At 71.4% G+C, this 17,825-nt stretch carries 18 protein-coding genes; 6 read left to right on the forward strand and 12 right to left on the reverse strand.

Annotated features, from left to right (window positions below; genetic code table 11):
- Window positions 1-92 precede the first annotated feature (92 nt).
- Complete coding sequence (gene bfr / locus AB5J54_RS11240) at window positions 93-569, forward strand: bacterioferritin (protein ID WP_369143780.1); 477 nt, start codon at window positions 93-95, stop codon at window positions 567-569.
- Window positions 570-591: 22 nt separating this feature from the next.
- Here bfr and AB5J54_RS11245 read toward each other — a convergent pair whose 3' ends face one another.
- Window positions 592-840 (reverse strand): bacterioferritin-associated ferredoxin, encoded by a 249-nt coding sequence (locus AB5J54_RS11245; RefSeq protein ID WP_369143781.1) that lies wholly within the window; start codon window positions 838-840, stop codon window positions 592-594.
- 122 nt (window positions 841-962) lie between these two features.
- Window positions 963-2,309, reverse strand: coding sequence for a class II 3-deoxy-7-phosphoheptulonate synthase (locus tag AB5J54_RS11250; RefSeq protein WP_369143782.1), 1,347 nt, complete (start codon window positions 2,307-2,309; stop codon window positions 963-965).
- 161 nt (window positions 2,310-2,470) lie between these two features.
- On the opposite strand from AB5J54_RS11250, the gene AB5J54_RS11255 reads away from it, so the two are divergent.
- From AB5J54_RS11255 to AB5J54_RS11265, 3 genes are all read left to right on the forward strand, one after another.
- Complete coding sequence (locus tag AB5J54_RS11255) at window positions 2,471-5,275, forward strand: N-acetylmuramoyl-L-alanine amidase (protein WP_369143783.1); 2,805 nt, start codon at window positions 2,471-2,473, stop codon at window positions 5,273-5,275.
- A gap of 92 nt (window positions 5,276-5,367) precedes the next feature.
- Entirely contained in the window at window positions 5,368-5,427 is a 60-nt protein-coding gene (locus AB5J54_RS11260) for a trp operon leader peptide (protein ID WP_369149289.1), read from the forward strand.
- A gap of 104 nt (window positions 5,428-5,531) precedes the next feature.
- Window positions 5,532-7,403: an anthranilate synthase family protein gene (locus AB5J54_RS11265; protein ID WP_369143784.1), complete on the forward strand. Its 1,872-nt coding sequence runs from the start codon at window positions 5,532-5,534 to the stop codon at window positions 7,401-7,403.
- Here the strand turns inward: AB5J54_RS11265 and AB5J54_RS11270 are convergent.
- The 4 genes from AB5J54_RS11270 to AB5J54_RS11285 form a co-directional block, all read right to left on the reverse strand.
- Window positions 7,400-8,401 carry a 2-hydroxyacid dehydrogenase gene (locus tag AB5J54_RS11270; RefSeq protein ID WP_369143785.1) on the reverse strand — a complete coding sequence of 334 codons (1,002 nt, stop codon included), beginning with the start codon at window positions 8,399-8,401 and terminating at the stop codon, window positions 7,400-7,402. The genes AB5J54_RS11265 and AB5J54_RS11270 overlap by 4 nt on opposite strands.
- Window positions 8,402-8,471: 70 nt before the next feature.
- Window positions 8,472-9,119: a response regulator gene (locus AB5J54_RS11275; protein ID WP_369149290.1), complete on the reverse strand. Its 648-nt coding sequence runs from the start codon at window positions 9,117-9,119 to the stop codon at window positions 8,472-8,474.
- A gap of 20 nt (window positions 9,120-9,139) precedes the next feature.
- Window positions 9,140-10,360, reverse strand: a complete 1,221-nt coding sequence (gene macS / locus AB5J54_RS11280) for a MacS family sensor histidine kinase (RefSeq protein ID WP_369143786.1) — start codon at window positions 10,358-10,360, stop codon at window positions 9,140-9,142.
- A gap of 34 nt (window positions 10,361-10,394) precedes the next feature.
- Window positions 10,395-11,141: a 1-acyl-sn-glycerol-3-phosphate acyltransferase gene (locus AB5J54_RS11285; RefSeq protein WP_193384176.1), complete on the reverse strand. Its 747-nt coding sequence runs from the start codon at window positions 11,139-11,141 to the stop codon at window positions 10,395-10,397.
- 174 nt (window positions 11,142-11,315) lie between these two features.
- On the opposite strand from AB5J54_RS11285, the gene AB5J54_RS11290 reads away from it, so the two are divergent.
- Together AB5J54_RS11290 and AB5J54_RS11295 are read left to right on the forward strand one after the other, a co-directional pair.
- Entirely contained in the window at window positions 11,316-12,098 is a 783-nt protein-coding gene (locus AB5J54_RS11290) for an alpha/beta hydrolase (RefSeq protein WP_369143787.1), read from the forward strand.
- Entirely contained in the window at window positions 12,091-12,729 is a 639-nt protein-coding gene (locus tag AB5J54_RS11295; protein WP_369143788.1) for a hypothetical protein, read from the forward strand. The genes AB5J54_RS11290 and AB5J54_RS11295 overlap by 8 nt, the downstream gene beginning before the upstream one ends.
- A 12-nt stretch (window positions 12,730-12,741) precedes the next feature.
- Here the strand turns inward: AB5J54_RS11295 and AB5J54_RS11300 are convergent, their stop codons facing one another.
- From AB5J54_RS11300 to AB5J54_RS11325, 6 genes are all read right to left on the reverse strand, one after another.
- Window positions 12,742-13,485: an endonuclease/exonuclease/phosphatase family protein gene (locus tag AB5J54_RS11300; RefSeq protein WP_369143789.1), complete on the reverse strand. Its 744-nt coding sequence runs from the start codon at window positions 13,483-13,485 to the stop codon at window positions 12,742-12,744.
- 77 nt (window positions 13,486-13,562) lie between these two features.
- Window positions 13,563-14,504, reverse strand: coding sequence for an ROK family glucokinase (locus tag AB5J54_RS11305; protein ID WP_369143790.1), 942 nt, complete (start codon window positions 14,502-14,504; stop codon window positions 13,563-13,565).
- 66 nt (window positions 14,505-14,570) lie between these two features.
- Window positions 14,571-15,050 carry a DUF5304 domain-containing protein gene (locus tag AB5J54_RS11310; RefSeq protein ID WP_369143791.1) on the reverse strand — a complete coding sequence of 160 codons (480 nt, stop codon included), beginning with the start codon at window positions 15,048-15,050 and terminating at the stop codon, window positions 14,571-14,573.
- A gap of 44 nt (window positions 15,051-15,094) precedes the next feature.
- Window positions 15,095-16,216: an ArsA-related P-loop ATPase gene (locus AB5J54_RS11315; RefSeq protein WP_369143792.1), complete on the reverse strand. Its 1,122-nt coding sequence runs from the start codon at window positions 16,214-16,216 to the stop codon at window positions 15,095-15,097.
- Between the two features lie 284 nt (window positions 16,217-16,500).
- On the reverse strand, window positions 16,501-16,941 hold the full coding sequence (locus AB5J54_RS11320; RefSeq protein WP_369143793.1) for an SRPBCC family protein: 441 nt from the start codon (window positions 16,939-16,941) through the stop codon (window positions 16,501-16,503).
- A gap of 92 nt (window positions 16,942-17,033) precedes the next feature.
- Window positions 17,034-17,801 carry a metallophosphoesterase gene (locus tag AB5J54_RS11325; RefSeq protein ID WP_369143794.1) on the reverse strand — a complete coding sequence of 256 codons (768 nt, stop codon included), beginning with the start codon at window positions 17,799-17,801 and terminating at the stop codon, window positions 17,034-17,036.
- Window positions 17,802-17,825 lie beyond the last annotated feature (24 nt).

The following is a 17,825-nucleotide window of genomic DNA, read 5'->3' on the forward strand; positions in this document are numbered from 1 at the left end:
CACTTACTGGACGCCCCCCATTCGGGGTGCGAGGATGCGGCCATCCCGCCTAGTGACGGCATGGACACGTACCGTGGAAGGATCCTGAAGCGATGCAGGGCGACCCCGAGGTCCTCGAGTTCCTCAACGAGCAGCTGACCGGCGAGCTGACGGCCATCAACCAGTACTGGCTGCATTACCGCATCCAGGACAACAAGGGGTGGACGAAGCTCGCCAAGTACACCCGCGAAGAGTCCATCGACGAGATGAAGCACGCGGACAAGCTGACCGAGCGCATCCTGATGCTCGACGGCCTGCCCAACTACCAGCGGCTCTTCCATGTGCGGGTCGGCCAGACGATCACCGAGATGTTCCAGGCGGACCGCCAGGTCGAGGTGGAGGCGATCGACCGCCTCAAGCGCGGGATCGAGGTCATGCGCGCCAAGGGGGACATCACGTCCGCCAACCTCTTCGAGGAGATCCTCGCCGACGAGGAGCACCACATCGACTACCTGGACACTCAGCTGGAGCTGATCGAGTCCCTGGGTGAGTCGCTGTACATCTCGACGCTCATCGAGCAGCCGAGCTGACCCTGCTGGGTCCGACGGGGCTCTAGGCCGCTTCCCGGAGCTCCGCGACCGTCTCCGCCGTCAGGGCGGGCATGCCCTGGTCCACGAGCTCGCGTCGCGGGCAGTTGCCGCGCCCGAGAATGGCTTGAATGCGACGGACGCAGGAACCGCAGTCCGTGCCGGCCTTGCAGGCGGAGGCTATCTGGCGGGGCGTGCAGGCGCCCGCGTCCGCGTGCTCCTTGACCTGCTTCTCCGTGACACCGAAGCATGAGCAGACGTACACGCGGTTCACCTCCCGCCGAGATCGTTAAGGCTAACCTAACCTTACCCGGCGCCTCGGAGGCGTAAAAGCCCTCGATACGACGATGGGGCACGGATCACAGCGATCCGTGCCCCATCCCCGTAGGAACCTACTTACTGATCGCGGTACATCTCCGCCACCAGGAACGCCAGGTCGAGCGACTGGCTGCGGTTGAGCCGCGGGTCGCAGGCCGTCTCGTAGCGCTGGTGCAGGTCGTCGACGAAGATCTCGTCGCCGCCGCCCACGCACTCGGTGACGTCGTCACCGGTGAGCTCGACGTGGATGCCGCCCGGGTGGGTGCCCAGCTCCTTGTGGACCTCGAAGAAGCCCTTGACCTCGTCGAGCACGTCGTCGAAGCGGCGCGTCTTGTGGCCGGAAGCAGCCTCGAAGGTGTTGCCGTGCATCGGGTCGGTGACCCAGGCGACGACCGCGCCGGAGGCGGTGACCTTCTCGACCAGCTCGGGGAGCTTGTCGCGGACCTTGTCGGCGCCCATGCGGACGATGAAGGTCAGCCGGCCCGGCTCGCGGTCCGGGTCGAGACGGTCGATGTAGGTGAGCGCCTCGTCGACCGTGGTGGTCGGGCCGAGCTTGATGCCGATCGGGTTCGCGATCTGCGAGCAGAACTCGATGTGCGCGTGGTCCAGCTGGCGGGTGCGCTCACCGATCCAGACCATGTGGCCGGAGGTGTCGTACAGCTTGCCGGTGCGCGAGTCCGTACGGGTCAGGGCGCCCTCGTAGTCGAGCAGCAGCGCCTCGTGGGAGGCGTAGAACTCGACCGCCTTGAACTCGGCCGGGTCGGTGCCACAGGCCTTCATGAAGTTCAGGGCGTTGTCGATCTCGCGGGCCAGCGCCTCGTAGCGCTGGCCCGAGGGGGACGACTTCACGAAGTCCTGGTTCCAGGCGTGCACCTGGCGCAGGTCGGCGTAGCCACCGGTGGTGAAGGCGCGGACCAGGTTGAGCGTGGAGGCGGAGGCGTTGTACATCCGCTTCAGGCGCTCGGGGTCCGGGATGCGGGCCTTCTCGTTGAAGTCGAAGCCGTTGACCGAGTCGCCGCGGTAGGTCGGCAGGGTCACGCCGTCGCGGGTCTCGGTGCCCTTGGAGCGGGGCTTCGAGTACTGGCCGGCGATACGGCCGACCTTCACGACGGGCACGGAGGCCGCGTAGGTGAGGACGGCGCTCATCTGGAGCAGCGTCTTGAGCTTGGCCCTGATGTGGTCGGCGGACACGGCGTCGAAGGCCTCGGCGCAGTCGCCGCCCTGGAGCAGGAACGCCTCGCCACGGGCGACGGCTCCCATCCGGGCGCGCAGCTGGTCGCACTCGCCGGCGAAGACGAGCGGAGGATACGACTCGAGGTCCGCGATCACATCGCGCAGAGCCTCGGCATCGGGGTACTCGGGCTGCTGCGCCGCGGGCAGGTCTCGCCAGGTCGCCTTGGCGACGGCGTGGGATTCAGCGTTCACGGTCACATGCACAACATTACGGGGTTCTTCGTCCGGTCCTGTCCCCCTGCCCATTGGCTGAGACGCGCGCCCGAAATGTCACACGAGAATCTTCATGCCATCGAGTGGTGTTACCCTCTGGCCCGTTTAACAAGAGCAAAGTCGAGTTCACAGGGGTGGGCGTGACCCAGAGGCACCGCAGGGATCGCAAGAAGAAACGACTCTTGTACGGAGCGGCGGCGGCAGTCGTCGCCACCGCAACCATCGGCACCATCGCGGTCGCCTCACCGGGCCTCCTCGGCGGGGCGGGCGACGGCACGTCCGGGGGTGACCCTTCCCTCCAGAAGCAGTTCGCAAACGCAGCTCGCGAGTTCGACGTCCCGCAGAGCGTGCTGATGGCGGTGTCGTACCGCCAGACGCGCTGGGAGTCGCACGACGGCGTGCCCAGCACCACGGGTGCGTACAACGTCATGGGGTTGACGAAGGTCGACCCGGAGGACGTCGAGCAGGACACGGACGAGCAGCTGCTCGACCTGATGAACCGGAGCGGCGACCCGCGCATCGAGAAGCGGTTCGACGGGAAGAAGGCGCTGGCCTCCCTCCCCAAGAAGGAGATCGACACCTCCGACCCGACGCTGCACACGCTCGACAAGGCCGCCGAGCTGATCGACGGCTCGACCGAGTCCGTGCAGAACGACACGGCCGCCTCGATCCGCGCCGGTGCCGCCCTCCTCGCCGAGTACCAGAAGCAGGCCGGCGCCGAGCTGTCCGACGACCCGGGCGCCTGGTATCCGGCTGTGGCCCGCTACAGCCAGTCCGAGGACCGGAAGGGTGCCGACCTCTTCGCGAAGCGCGTCTTCGAGTCCATCAAGACGGGCGAGAGCGAGATCACCGCGGACGGCGAGCAGGTCGTCCTGCCGGCGGACCCGTCGGTGAAGCCGGTCAAGCCGTCGAACGTGCCGCTGGCAGCGAGCTTCACGGCCACCACGGAGACCCCGGCGGTCGAATGCCCGTCCGGCCTCGCCTGCACGTACATCCCGGCCGCCTACTCGCAGAACGACGGCAACTACAACATCGCGAGCCGTCCCGCGAACGGCTTCGACGTCCGCCAGATCGTCATCCACGACATCGAGGGCAACCACGACGGGGCCGTCAACGTCTTCCAGAACCCGCTGAGCTACGCGAGCGCCCACTACATCGTCCGCGCCGACGGTCGCGTGACGCAGATGGTGGAGACCAAGAACGAGGCGTACCACGCCGGCAACAAGACCCTCAACATGCACTCGATCGGCATCGAGCACGAGGGCTACGCCATCAAGGGTGACGCGGGCTGGTACACCGAGCCGGAGTACGAGTCCTCCGCCGCCCTCGTGAAGTACCTGGCGGCGAAGTTCTCCATCCCGCTGGACCGCGAGCACATCATCGGCCACGACGACGTGCCGAGCATCCTGGACAACAAGATCCAGGATCACTGGGACCCGGGCCCGTTCTGGGACTGGAACCACTTCATGACCCTCGTGGGCGCCCCCACCGGTGCCGGTGGCGCGGGCGGCCTCCTCCAGGCCGGGCAGCTCGTCCGGATCGTCCCGCCGTTCACCTCCGCCAACCAGCAGCAGATGAAGTACACGGAGGAGGGCGTCACCAAGACCACCGTGGCGCTGCCGGTCAACTTCGGCTACCTGTACTCGGAGCCGGTGGCCGACCAGACGAAGGCGCTGACCGACCCGTACTTCACGTCAGGCTGGCAGTTCGGCTCCAACTGGGCGAACAAGGTCACGGCCGGCAGCACCCACGTCGTCGCCGAGTCCCGGGCCGACTGGACCGCCATCTGGTACGGCGGCAAGAAGGCCTGGTTCTACAACCCCGGCGGCCAGTACACGGCCCCCGCGGGCGTGAAGACGGCCATCACCGCCAAGGACGGCGCCACCTCGATTCCGGTCTACGGCCGCGCCTACCCCGAGGACGCCGCCTACACGGGTACCGGGGTTCCGGTCCAGGCCAGCAACAGCGCGTCGCTGACGAAGTACAGCCTTCCGGCCGGGCAGGCGTACGTGAAGGCCGGCGAGGCCGTCGCGGGCGACTACTACTACAGCGCCTACAACACCGACGGCACCCGCGTCGTCGGCACGACCAACATCTTCATCCCGATCCGGTACAACCACCGCATGGCGTGGGTGAAGGCGAGCGACGTCAAGGAGGTCGCCACCGCGGCGTCCGTCCGGACGGACAACCGCTACAACCTCCTCGCCCGTGACACCTCGGGTGTCCTCTGGCAGTACCAGGGCACCGGCAGTGCCTCCGTGCCGTTCCTGGCGCGGTACCGGGTCGGGTCCGGGTGGGGCGGCTACAACGTGGTCACGCCGCTGACCGCGCTCCGGGCCGACGGCACCGGTGACATGATCGCGCGGGACACGAGCGGTGCCCTCTGGTACTACCAGGGCAGCGGGAACCCGTCCTCGCCGTTCAAGACGCGCGTGAAGGCGGGCACCGGCTGGGGCGTCTTCAACCAGGTGATCGGCGTGCGGGACCAGACCGGCGACGGCAAGCCCGATGTGATCGGGCGGGAGAGCTCGGGTGTTCTCTGGCTGTACCCGGGCACCGGCAACCCGAGCGCCCCGCTCGGGCCGCGCGTCAAGGTCGGCACGGGCTGGCAGGGCTACAACGCGATCATCAGCACCGGTGACCTCACCGGGGACGGCAAGGCGGACCTCCTCGGCCGCGACGGCTCCGGCGCGTTCTGGCTGTACAAGGGCACCGGCGTCGCCACCGCTCCGTTCGGCCCCCGCGCCAAGGTCGGCACCGGCTGGCAGGGCTACAACAGCATCGTCGGACCGAGCGACCTGACCAAGGACGGCCGGGGCGACCTCGTCGCCCGGGACGGCACCGGCGCGCTCTACCTGTACAACGGCACCGGCAGCGCCACCGCGCCGTTCGGCAACCGCGTCAAGGTCGGCAGCGGCTGGCAGATCTACAACCTGGTCTTCTGATCGGGGAGTTCGCTCGGCCTCGGGGCCCGGCCCGCACCGTCCACGGTGCGGACCGGGCCCCGTTCCGCACCGGGCTGGGTTACAGTGCTCGCATGTCGTGCACCTCGCAGATCCAGAACTGGTGGTGGACCGCTCATCCGGCGGCCCACTGACTGCGCGTACACCGACACACGCAAAGGCCGCCCGAGGGGCGGCCTTTCTCGTACCCGGGCCGTTCCTCCTCTCCGTACTCCACTCGGAAGGAACGACCCGCCCCATGGACCTTTCCCGCCTCCTCGCCCCCTCCTGCCCTCCCTTCGCGCTGCTGCGCCGGCGCACCCCCGGCCGTGACCACGACACCGTCGAGGTGCTGATCGGCCGGGTCCACGAGGCCGAGCGTCTCGCGGAGCTGCCCGTGGGCCCGCTGCCGACGCTCGCGCTCGTCCCGTTCCGGCAGATCCGCGAGCGCGGCTTCGACGTGCGGGACGACGGCACCCCGCTCTCCGTGCTCGTCGCCGACGAGGCGTACGAGCTGCCGCTCGACGAGGCCCTCGCCGCGCTGCCCGCCCATGAGGTACGGGTGGAGGGCGGCGGGTTCGACGTCTCCGACGAGGACTACGCGGAGACCGTGCGGCGGGTCATCGACGAGGAGATCGGCTCCGGCGAGGGCGCGAACTTCGTGATCCGGCGCACCTACACCGGCGAGATCCCGGGCTTCGGGCGCGCCGACACGCTCGCCCTGTTCCGGCGGCTGCTCGCGGGCGAGCGGGGCGCGTACTGGACGTTCGTCGTGCACACCGGGGACCGGACGCTCGTCGGGGCGAGCCCCGAGGTGCACGTCCGGATGTCGGGCGGCACGGTCGTGATGAACCCGATCAGCGGCACGTACCGCTACCCGGCCGGGGCCGCCCCGACCGCCGAGGACCTGCTCGCCTTCCTCGCCGACCGCAAGGAGACCGAGGAGCTCTCCATGGTGGTGGACGAGGAGCTGAAGATGATGTGCACGGTCGGCGACATGGGCGGGGTGGTGGTCGGGCCGCGGCTCAAGGAGATGGCCCATCTCGCGCACACGGAGTACGAGTTGCGCGGCCGGTCCTCGCTGGACGTGCGGGAGGTGCTGCGGGAGACGATGTTCGCGGCGACCGTGACCGGCTCGCCCGTGCAGAACGCCTGCCGGGTGATCGAGCGTCACGAGGAGGGCGGCCGGGGGTACTACGCGGGCGCGCTCGCGCTGCTCGGCACGGACGGGAACGGGGCGCAGACGCTGGACTCCCCCATCCTCATCCGTACCGCCGACATCGACGCCGGCGGCCGGCTGCGGGTGCCGGTGGGGGCCACGCTCGTGCGGCACTCGGACCCGGCGGGCGAGGTCGCCGAGACCCACGCGAAGGCGGCGGGGGTGCTGACGGCGCTCGGCGTGCGGGAGGGGCGGCCGGCCGACGCCACCGCCCCGGTGCCGGCGCGGCTCGCCGACGACCCCCGGGTGCGGGCCGCGCTCGACGCCCGCCGGGCGGACCTCGCGCCGTTCTGGCTGAAGATGCAGGTCCGTTCGGCGGAGCTGTCGGGGCACGCGCTGGTGATCGACGCCGAGGACACCTTCACGGCGATGCTGGCGCACGTGCTGCGCTCCTCGGGCCTTGAGGTGTCGGTGCTGCGGTACGACGAGCCGGGGCTGCGGGAGCTCGCGCTCGCCCACGAGGGGCCGGTCGTCCTCGGGCCCGGCCCGGGGAACCCCTCGGACGCGGCCGACCCGAAGATGCGCTTCCTGCGCGGGCTGACGGCGGAGCTCGTACGGGGGCACCGCCACGGCCTGCTGGGCGTCTGCCTCGGGCACGAGCTGATCGCGGCCGAACTGGGCCTGGACATCGTCCGCAAGCGGACCCCGTTCCAGGGGGCGCAGCTGCGGATCGACCTCTTCGGGCAGGAGCAGACGGTCGGCTTCTACAACAGCTTCACCGCCCGCTGCGACGACCGGACGGCGACGGAGCTGGCGCTGCACCGCATCGAGGTGAGCCGGGACGCGGAGACCGGTGAGGTGCACGCCCTGCGCGGGCCGGGCTTCGCGGGGGTGCAGTTCCACCCGGAGTCGGTGCTCACCATGGACGGGGCGGCGCTGACCGCCTCGCTGCTCGCGGGCGTGCTGGTCTAGGAGGCTGCCCTCGGTACCAGGACGTTCTCGCTGCGCCGGCCGGCGGTGTGGTCGAGGACGTTCTGGACGGTGGTGGCGATGATCTGGCCGACCGCGTCGGTCGTGTAGTACGCCTGGTGGGAGGTGACCACCACGTTCGGGAAGGTGACGAGGCGGGCCAGGGTGTCGTCCTCGACGACCTCCAGGGACTTGTCGAGGAAGAAGAGCCCGGCCTCCGCCTCGTACACGTCCAGGCCGACGCCGGTGAAGCGGCCGGAGCGGAGCTCGGTGACGAGGGCCTCGGTGTCGATGAGCCCGCCGCGGCTGGAGTTCACCAGGATGGCGTCGTCCTTCATGGCCTTGAGGGCGCGGGCGTCGATGAGGTGCCGGGTGGCGGGGAGCAGCGGGACGTGGAGGCTGATGAGGTCGGACTCGGCGAAGAGCCGTTCCTTCTCGACGTACCTCATGCCGAGTTCGACGCAGGCGGGGTTCTCGGCGATGTCCCAGCCGAGGAGGTTCATGCCGAGGCCGTGGGCGATCCGGGTGAAGGCCTCGCCGATCTTGCCGGTGCCGAGGACGCCGACGGTACGGCCGCGCAGGTCACGGCCCATCAGTCCGTCGAGCCGGAAGTCGAAGTCGCGGGTCCGGTTGGAGGCGCGGACGATCCGGCGGTTGACGGCCATGGCGAGGGTCCAGGCGAACTCGGCGACGGAGTACGGCGAGTAGGACGAGACCCGGGCGACGGTGAGGCCGAGGCGCTCGGCGACCTCCAGGTCGATGTTGTTGAAGCCGGTGGAGCGCTGGGCGATCATCTGGGTCCCGCCGGCCGCGAGGGTCTGCAGGACCCGGTGGTTCAGGCTGCAGTTGACGCTGGTGGAGACGGTCTCGTAGCCGGCGGCGATGGGGGCGGTGTCCTCGCTGAGGAAGACGCTCAGGCAGCGGACGTCGTGGTGGCCCTCGAAGGCCTTCTCGATGAGGGGCTTCTCGTCCGCCTGCACGCCGAATGCCAGGATTTCCACGGTTTTCCCCTCAACGTCACGATGGGCCGTATATCCGCGAATATACGGCCCGACGTGACGCCCGGCCGCCTCAGGCGTCGTCGAGGCCGCGCTCGATGGCGTACCGGACGAGCTCCACCCGGTTGTGCAGCTGGAGCTTGCCCAGGGTGTTCTGGACGTGGTTCTGCACCGTGCGGTGCGAGATGACCAGGCGCTCGGCGATCTGCTTGTAGCTGAGGCCCTTCGCGACCAGCCGCAGGACCTCGGTCTCGCGCTCGGTGAGCTGCGGGGCCTTCGGCTCGTCGGCGCCGGCCGCCGGGGCGGGCTCGGAGGCCAGGCGGCGGTACTCGCCGAGGACCAGGCCGGCCAGGCCCGGGGTGAAGACGGGGTCGCCTGCGGCCGTGCGGCGCACCGCGTCGGTCAGCTCCTCCGTACTGGCCGACTTGAGGAGGTAGCCGGTGGCGCCGGACTTGACCGCCTCCAGGACGTCGGCGTGCTCGCCGCTGGCCGAGAGGACGAGGACGCGCAGCTCGGGCCGGCCGCCGACGAGCTCCTTGCAGACCTGGACGCCCGGCTTGACCGGCAGGTTCAGGTCCAGGACGAGGACGTCGGGGCCGGCCGCGACGGCGCGGCGCACGGCCTGCTCGCCGTCGCCGGCGGTGGCGACCACGTCGAAGCCCGCCTCGGCGAGGTCGCGGGCGACCGCGTCCCGCCACATCGGATGGTCGTCGACGACCATCACCTTGATCCGCTGCTCGCTCACTTCTCCCCTGCCTTCCCCCGTGGAACCTTCAACTCGACTTCCGTGCCCTGCCCCGGGACCGAGATCAGCTCGGCCGATCCGCCCAGGTCCCGCAGTCTCCCCCGGATGGACAGGGCGACGCCCATCCGGCCCTCGCCCCAGGCCTCCGCGAGGCGGCCCTCCGGGATGCCGGGGCCGTCGTCCCGGACGGTGACGATCACCTCGTCCGTCCAGTCCTCGATCAGGATCCACGCGTGCGCGTCCTCCCCGGCGTGCACCCGGACGTTGTCCAGGGCGGCGCCGACGGCGTTGGCCAGCTCTCGGGCGGCGGGCGGCGGCAGCAGGACCGGGGCGCCCGGCTCGGAGAGGGTGACCTTGGCCCCGGCGCGCGGGGCGAGCAGGAGGCGGAGGTCGACGGGCGCGTCGCCCGCGCCATAAGGGGGGTCGTCGTCGACCTCGACGACCCGGACGAAGGCGCCCTCGGACTCGTCCTCCGAGACGAGACTGGGCCGGGTGAGCCCGCCCGCGACGAGGGTGCGGAGGGCCACCTCCTGCTCCCCCGCCATCCTGGCGATCTCGGCGGCCTCGCCTCCCATCGCCATGCCGCGCCGCTTCACCATCGCGAGGACCTGGAGGACGCTGTCGTGGATGTCGCGGGCCAGCCGCTCCCGCTCCCGGGTCGCGGCCTCGATCTCCAGGGCGCGGGCGAGGGTGCGCTCGGAGGCGCGGGCGACCTCGACGACGTAGCCGATGGCGATGGAGGCGACCCAGACGAGGAGCACGTTGTGGAAGGTGTCCTGGCTGGGATGGCCGCGCTCGATGATGTTGGCGACGGCGACCAGCGAGGAGGCGACGCCGGCCCAGCGCCAGCCGCCCTTGATCGCGAAGGCGAGGACGGAGCCGGCGGTCCATATCGACGGCAGGGTGGGGCCGTCGGACGACTGGGCCTGGGCGTCGACGAGCGGGGTGAGGAGGATGCCGGTGAGGGCGACGGCGAGGTCGGCGACGAGGAAGCGCTTGGTGCAGCTCGCCGCGTTCGCCACCTTGGGGAGGGTGGCGAGGGTCCAGACGCACAGCACCGCCAGATAGGCGACGGCGATCCAGGGCCGCTCGTACCGCTCCCGGCCGAACACGAAGATCAGCACCGCGTAGGCCATCGTCAGGACGCGGTAGCCGGTCAGCGCCCGCCACAGCGGCTGCTCGACCGACATGCGCACGACACGCTCGCGCTTGGCCATCTCCCCCACCCCCCCGAAAACCCCTCGCGGGGACTTACGCGCCGGACTCTTCGCGAGCGGCGATCTCGGCCTTGACGGCCTCCTTGGCCGCCTTCTCCGCATCCGCGATCTGCCGCTTGGCGGCGGTCGCGTAGATGTCGACGTACTCCTGGCCGGACAGCTTCATGATCTCGTACATGACCTCGTCGGTCACCGAACGGAGGATGAAGCGGTCCCCCTCCATGCCCTGGTAGCGGGTGAAGTCCAGCGGCTTGCCGATACGGATCCCCGGGCGCATCAGCTTGGGGACGACCTTGCCGGGCGGCTGGATCTTCTCGGTGTCGATCATGGCGACCGGGATCACGGGCGCGCCGGTGGCCAGCGCCACGCGCGCGAGTCCGCCGGGCTTGCCCCGGTAGAGACGGCCGTCGGGCGAGCGGGTGCCCTCGGGGTAGATCCCGAAGAGCCCGCCGCCCTCGATGACCTCGATGCCGGCCTTGATGGCCGCCTCGCCCGCGCCGCGGGCACCCGAACGGTCCACCGGGAGCTGGCCGACGCCCTTGAAGAAGGCGGCGGTGAGCTTGCCCTTCACACCGGGGGTGGTGAAGTACTCGGCCTTGGCGATGAAGGTGACCTTGCGGTCCAGGACGGCGGGCAGGAAGAAGGAGTCCGAGAAGGACAGGTGGTTGCTCGCGAGGATCGCGGGTCCCTCGGCGGGGATGTTCTCCAGACCCTCCACCCAGGGCCGGAAGGCAAGCTTCAGGGACCCTCCGATGGAGAACTTCATTGCGCCGTAGATCAACTCGCCAAGCCTTCCGTGTGCCGTCGCCACGACTTTATCCCGTACCGGCGCACGGCCCCCGCTACGGCCCTGGTCGGTGTCGGTCCGGTCGCGTACCGTGAAGGTCCTTCCCCATTTGCCGTCGCTCCGGCGCACCCCGAGAACGCCGGAGTCGCAACCGAACAGGAGACCCCGGTGCCGGTCCTTCCCGGAGCCGAGCCGTACCGCCATGAAGGCGGAGAGGTCGGCGTCCTTCTCTGTCACGGATTCACCGGTTCCCCGCAGTCGATGCGCCCGTGGGCCGAGTACCTGGCCGAGCGCGGCCTGTCGGTGTCGGTGCCGCTGCTGCCCGGTCACGGCACCCGCTGGCAGGACATGCAGCTCACCACCTGGCACGACTGGTACGCGGAGGCGGACCGGGCCCTGCGCGAGCTCCTGGAGCGCTGCAGGACCGTCTTCGTCTTCGGCCTCTCCATGGGCGGGGCCCTCACGCTGCGGCTCGCCGCCCAGCACGGTGACGCGGTGCGGGGCATCGTCCTCGTCAACCCGGGCAACAAGGTGCACGGCCTCGCCGCGCACGCCCTGCCGGTCGTCCGGCACCTGGTCCCCTCCACGAAGGGCATCGCCAGCGACATCGCCAAGGAGGGCGTGACCGAGGTCGGCTACGACCGGGTGCCGCTGCACGCCGCGCACTCCCTGCGCCGCCTCTTCCAGACGGTGGACGGGGAGCTTCCGCAGGTCACCCAGCCGGTAGTACTGCTCCACAGCCCCCAGGACCACGTCGTGCCGCCCGCCGACTCGGCCCGGATCCTCTCCCGCATCTCCTCGACGGACGTGAAGGAGGTCCTGCTGGAACAGAGCTACCACGTGGCGACGTTGGACCATGACGCGGAGCGGATCTTCGACGAGAGCCTGGCCTTCGTCGAGCGTCTGGCCCCGGATCTGGTCGACGGGAAGGGGAGCAGGAGCGGTGGCTGAGCAGCAGGACGGCCCGGAGCGGGAGCCGCAGCCCATCGACGAGGAGGCGGCCTGGGCCGCGATCGTCGCCGGGTACGGCGAGGAGCCCGCGGACCCTCCGGGGACGAAGCCGTTCCGGACCGTCGAGAACCTGTCGCTGCCCGAGCCCGAGGAGACGGACGGGCCCGACGAGGAGGTCCGGCCCGTGAAGGGCACGACCTGGAAGCCGCGGCCGAAGCCCGCGCCCGAGGACCCCGAGGCGGACGAGGACCCGGAGGCGGGCCCGGAGCGGCCGGCGCTCGGCAGCTCGATCGTGTTCGCTCCCGGGGTGCGGAGCGGCGGCCCCCGGGACTACTCCCCGGCCGAGCCGGACGAGGAGGCGGGCGGCGCCGACGAGGGCCACTTCGTCCCGCCGGAGCCGCCGCCGCTGCCCGAGGCCGACACGACGACCAAGTTCGCCTGGCTCGCGGTCGTCGGCGGCCCCGTCCTGATGCTGCTGGCCGTCCTCCTCCAGTGGGACATGACCTGGTGGCTGACGACGCTCTGCGTGGGCGGCTTCCTGGGCGGCTTCGCGACCCTGGTGGCCCGCATGAAGCACGACGACGACGATGACGACGGCTTCGACGACCCGGGGCGCGGGGCTGTGGTGTAGGGGGCGCGCCCCCTACGAGGCGGGGACCCGGACCGCCGCAAGGACCGGGAGGTGGTCGGTGGCGGCCCGTAGGTCCGCCGGGTTCAGGTCCGTCGGGACTCCGCAGCCGAGGAACTCGACTCCCGGGGTCGCCAGGATCGCGTCGATGCGCTGGTGCGGGTCGGCCGGGGTCGAGGTGTGTTCGCCGCCCCAGGGGCTGACCGCCCAGCCGTCCTGGAGCTCCTTCGTGAGCCGGGTGAAGGCGGGGCCTCCGGGGCGTTCGTTCAGGTCGCCGGCGACGAGGGCGTGCGGGGTGCCGAGGGCGGCGACCCGGTCGAGGACGATCCCGGCCTGGGCGTAGCGCTCCTCCTTCCGCAGGCTCAGATGGCAGCTGACGAGACCGAGCCTGGCGCCGGCGAAGCGGACGACGGCGGTCGCGAGGCCGCGCCGGTGCAGGCCGGGCGTCAGGGGCAGCAGGACGTCCTCCGTGCGCTCCACGGTGGCCCGCAGGGAGCAGAGCAGAAGCGGTCCGGCCGCTGTGGCGCCGCCGCTCAGGACGACGAGCTCGCTCTTGGCGGCGAGCCGGGCGGCGTGTTTGCGCCAGCGGAAGAAGCGCGGGGCCTCCTGGACGAAGACGAGGTCCGGCGCGCAGGCGCGGATCACCCGGGCGAGGGCGTCCTCGTCGTCGCGCATCGAACGGACGTTGTAGCTCAGGACCCGGAGGACGGCCGAACCGTCGCTCTCGGTACGGGAGTTGGGCAGCTCACTGATCGCCATGACGGTCAACATACGACGACCGCCCGCCGGGTCCGAGAGGACGCGGCGGGCGGTCGTCGTATGCCGTGGTGCGAGGGTCAGCCCTGACGGGCGAGGTCCGCCGCGCCGACCAGGCCGGCCTTGTTGCCGAGCTGGGCGGCGAGGACCTGCGCGTGCGGGCGCCACTGGCCGCCGATCAGCCAGCGCCGGAAGGACTTGCGGATCGGGTCGAGGACGAGGTCGCCCTCGTCCGAGACGCCGCCCCCGACGATGAACGCCGAGGGGTCGAAGAGCGAGGCCAGGTCGGCGAGACCGGCGCCCGCCCAACGGGCCAGCTCACGGAAGGAGTCGACGGCCACCGGGTCGCCGGCGCGGGCGGCCTGGCTGACGTGCTTGCCCTCGATGCCCTCCGGGGTGCCGTCGCCGAGGCCGAGGAGGATCTCCGCGCGCTCCGGGGTGGCGTTGGCGCGCTGCTTGGCGTACCGGACGAGCGCCCGCCCGGAGGCGTACTGCTCCCAGCAGCCCTGGCTGCCGCAGCCGCACAGCAGACCGTCCGGGACGACCCGGATGTGGCCGAACTCGGCGGCGACGCCGAAGCGTCCGCGGCGCAGCTTGTTGCCGATGATGATGCCGCCGCCGAGGCCGGTGCCGAGGGTGATGCAGATGACGTCCTCGTGGCCCTTGCCGGCGCCGAACTTGTACTCGCCCCAGGCCGCCGCGTTGGCGTCGTTCTCGACGACGACGGGGAGGCCCACCCGCTGCTCGACCTTGTCCTTGAGCGGCTCGTGCCGCCAGTCGATGTTCGGCGCGAAGAGGACGGTGGCGCGCTTGTCGTCGACGTAGCCCGCGGCTCCGATGCCGACGGCCTCGATCTGGTACCCCTTGCCGGCCTCGGAGACCGCGGCGCAGATGGCGTCGACGATGCCCTCGGGGGTCGGCGGGGTGGGCACGGTGTGGGTGTCGAGGATGTTGCCCTCCTCGTCGACCACGCCGGCCGCGATCTTCGTGCCGCCGATGTCGACGCCGATGGTGAGTCCCATGTGTCCCTCAGTTTTCGGTCGAGCCCCGCTAAGGCCCACCGTACCCGAGCGGGGGTGGCCCGCCGATCAGTCGAGGTCGATGTGCTGGCCGGTTCCGGGCCCCTCGTCGCCCTTGCGGTCGTCCTTGCGGTCGCCCTCCGGCGGCGTGTCCGCGTCGCGGCGCGGATCGTCGGCGTCGGGTACGGAGCCGCCGCGCGTCCAGCGGCTCTCGTGGCCCTCGACGGCGGAGCGGTAGGCGGCGAGCAGCTCGCTGCCGGCGGCGGCGAGGTGGTCGAAGACCTGCGGGTTGCGCTCGATGACGGGCTCGACGACGGCCTTCGCCTGGTTGACGAGCTGCTGCACGGTCTCCACGGCGGTCTGCGCGGCCTGTCCGCCGAGGAGCGGGCTCCCGAGGCCGCCGGAGACCTTGTCGGCCACGGCCTCGAAGAGCTTGCGGAACTCCTCCGCGGGCGAGCCGGGCTCGGCCGCGCGCTGCGCCCGGCGGCGGGCCTTCTCCGCCTCCAGGTCCTCGGCACAGGCCTTGGCCCAGGCGTCCGAATCGCTCATGGCGTACTCCTCAGTGGCTGCGTACTTCGACGGTACACGCCGTCTCAGGGGGTGCGGGGCCACAGCCCGGGGTCGGGTGTGAAGCGCACCCGGAGGTCCCCGTCGACGAGCCCGGCGCCGGTGACGGTGCAGCGGCGCAGGGCGCCCGGCAGGGGGACGGCGCGGCGGAACGCGCCGACGGTCAGGAGCAGTTCGTCGCCGCGGCGGACGAGGGAGAGCTCCTCCTTGACGGCCCCCGGCAGCGGGATGTGCCAGACGAGGACGCCGTCCTCCTCGCGGCGGTCCTCGACGGCCCATTCGGGTACGGGGGCCGGCTTCCCGGTCCGGGCGGAAGAGAGGAGCACCAGGTCCTCGGCCCCGCGCGGGGCCCTGCCCAGATGGGGCAGCTCGGACAGCTCGCCGGTGGTGGCGGTACGGAGCTCCGCAAGGTGCCGGTGCTGTTCGGCGGTGAGTCCGGCGAGCCAGGGGTCCTCGGAGGCGGCGGGGAGTATCCGGTTGGCGACGACGGCGTCGAGGGCGAGGCGGTGGACGGCGAGGCCGAGGCGGGCGGTGCGCAGGGCGCGGGCGGCGCCGGGGCCGGGTTCGAGGACGAGCCGGACGGTGGTGTCGGGGGCTTCGACCACGGCCTGGACGGCGGCGAGCTCGGCCTCCCAGCGGGCGGTCGTCTCGTACAGCCACTGCGCGGGCATGGGGACGCCGGCGAGCTGGGCGAGCATCGGGCGCAGCGCGCGGGCGGCCTGGCGCTCCGGGGGCAGGAGGCGGCGCAGATAGCGGCGGAGCTGGCCGGGGAGGGCGAGGAGGGCGAGGGCCTCGGGGAGCGGGGGCAGATCGACGACGGCGAGCTCGTGGTCGCCCTCGGCGGCGTCGCGCAGGGCCCTGAGCAGGGCGAACTGCCGGCTCCCGGGGAGCTCGGTCAGCTCGGCGTCCTCGAAGGGGGCGGCGCCGAGGAGGTCGAGGGCGGCGGAGGAGCGCTCCTGCAGGGCGAGGAACTCGCGCCGGAAGTCGGCGCCGGGCCGGGGTCGCAGCAGCCGGACCTCCGGGAGCGGGTCGGCGTCCTCGGAGACGAGCAGAACCCGGCGGCCGGCCCGCGCCTCGGCGAGGGCGGTGGCGGCGGCGAGGGTGGTACGGCCGGCGCCGCCGGGTCCGGTGACAAGGATGATCCGCATGCGGCGGAACGTTACCGGGGCGCCCCGCAGGACCCGCACCCCGCAGCGCGGCGCCCCGCCCGCGCCCGTGTGGGCAATCGTCCCGCAGGGCGGGACGGGTGGGCACACGGGACGGCGCCCTTCAGGGGCGCCTCCGCGTTCCGAGCCTGGACCCGCACCGGATGCGCGCCGTCACCAACGGTGCGGGTTCAGGCGCGTAAGCCTCTGGCGCCGGCAGGGGCGCCGTTCCGTTGTGCCCACCCGTTCCGCCCCGGCGGAACGCATGCCCACAACGGGCGGAACGCTTACGCGCCCGATTCCACGCGCTGCTTCAGGCCCTGCAGGGCGCGGTCGATGATGACCTTCTCCGCCTTGCGCTTGATCATGCCGAGCATGGGGATCTTGACGTCCACCGTCAGCTGGTACGTCACCTCGGTGCGGTCGTCGCCGAGGGCCTTCAGCAGGTACGAGCCGTCGAGCGAGCGCAGCATCTGGGACTTGACCAGGGTCCAGGAGACCTCGTTGTCCCCGGTCCAGGTGTACGCCAGGGTGTGGTCGTCCTTGATGGCGCCCGCGTCCAGGAGCAGCCGGACCTTCTCCGCGCGGCCGGCCTCGTCGGACGACAGGACCTCGGCCTCCTTCACCTCGCCGGTCCACTCGGGGTAGCGGGCGAAGTCGGCGATCACGCCCATGACGTCGGCCGGCGCCGCCTCGATGGTGATGCTCGAGCTGGTGTGTTCGGCCATCGCGGTGGCTCCTCCACTGTGCGGTCCGGCGGAAGTAGAAAAGGGGCACAGACGTGCCGACGGAAGGCTATCGCGCCCCCGTGGCCGCGCCGTCACCACTCCAGGGCGTAGGGCGTCCCGGTCGAGGCGAAGTGGCCGACGTTCACGCACTCGGTGCGCCCGATCCGCATCCGCCGGGCGAGGGGCTGGTGGACGTGGCCGAAGAGGGAGTACCGCGGCCGGACCCGGTGGATGGCGTCGAGCAGCGCCCGGCTGCCGCGCTCGAAGCGGCGGGCCACGGTGTCGTACGTCAGCTCCGGCACCTCCGGCGGGATGTGGGAGCAGAGGACGTCGACGTCGCCGAGGGCCTCGACCTTGGCGGCGTACTCCTCGTCGGAGATCTCGTACGGGGTGCGCATGGGCGTGCGGAGCCCGCCGCCGACGAAGCCGAACACGAGTCCGCCGAGCTCGATCCGCTCGCCGTCGAGGACCGTCGTCCCCGGCGCGGCGAAGTCCGTCCAGAGCTGGGGGATGTCGACGTTCCCGTAGGTGGCGTACGTAGGGGTGGGGAAGGCGGCGAAGAGTTCGGCGTACTGGCGGCGGACCGCGGCCTCGATGGCGGTGTCGCGGTCGACGTCGAGCGCGGCCCAGAGGCTGCGGCCCAGGTCGCGGGCCTCGTCGAAGCGGCGGGCGGTGCGGAGCTCGACGAGCCGGTCGGCGTTCTCGGTGCCGAACAGGTCGGGGAAGATGCCCCGGCTGTGGTCGGCGTAGTCGAGGAAGAGGACCAGGTCACCGAGGCATATGAGGGCGTCGGCGCCCTCCCCTGCCTTGGCGAGGTCGCCGGCGTTGCCGTGCACGTCACTGACCACATGGACTCGCATGAGCCCACCTTAGGGGGTGTCACC

Source organism: Streptomyces sp. R44 (genome assembly GCF_041053105.1).
GTDB lineage: Bacteria > Actinomycetota > Actinomycetes > Streptomycetales > Streptomycetaceae > Streptomyces.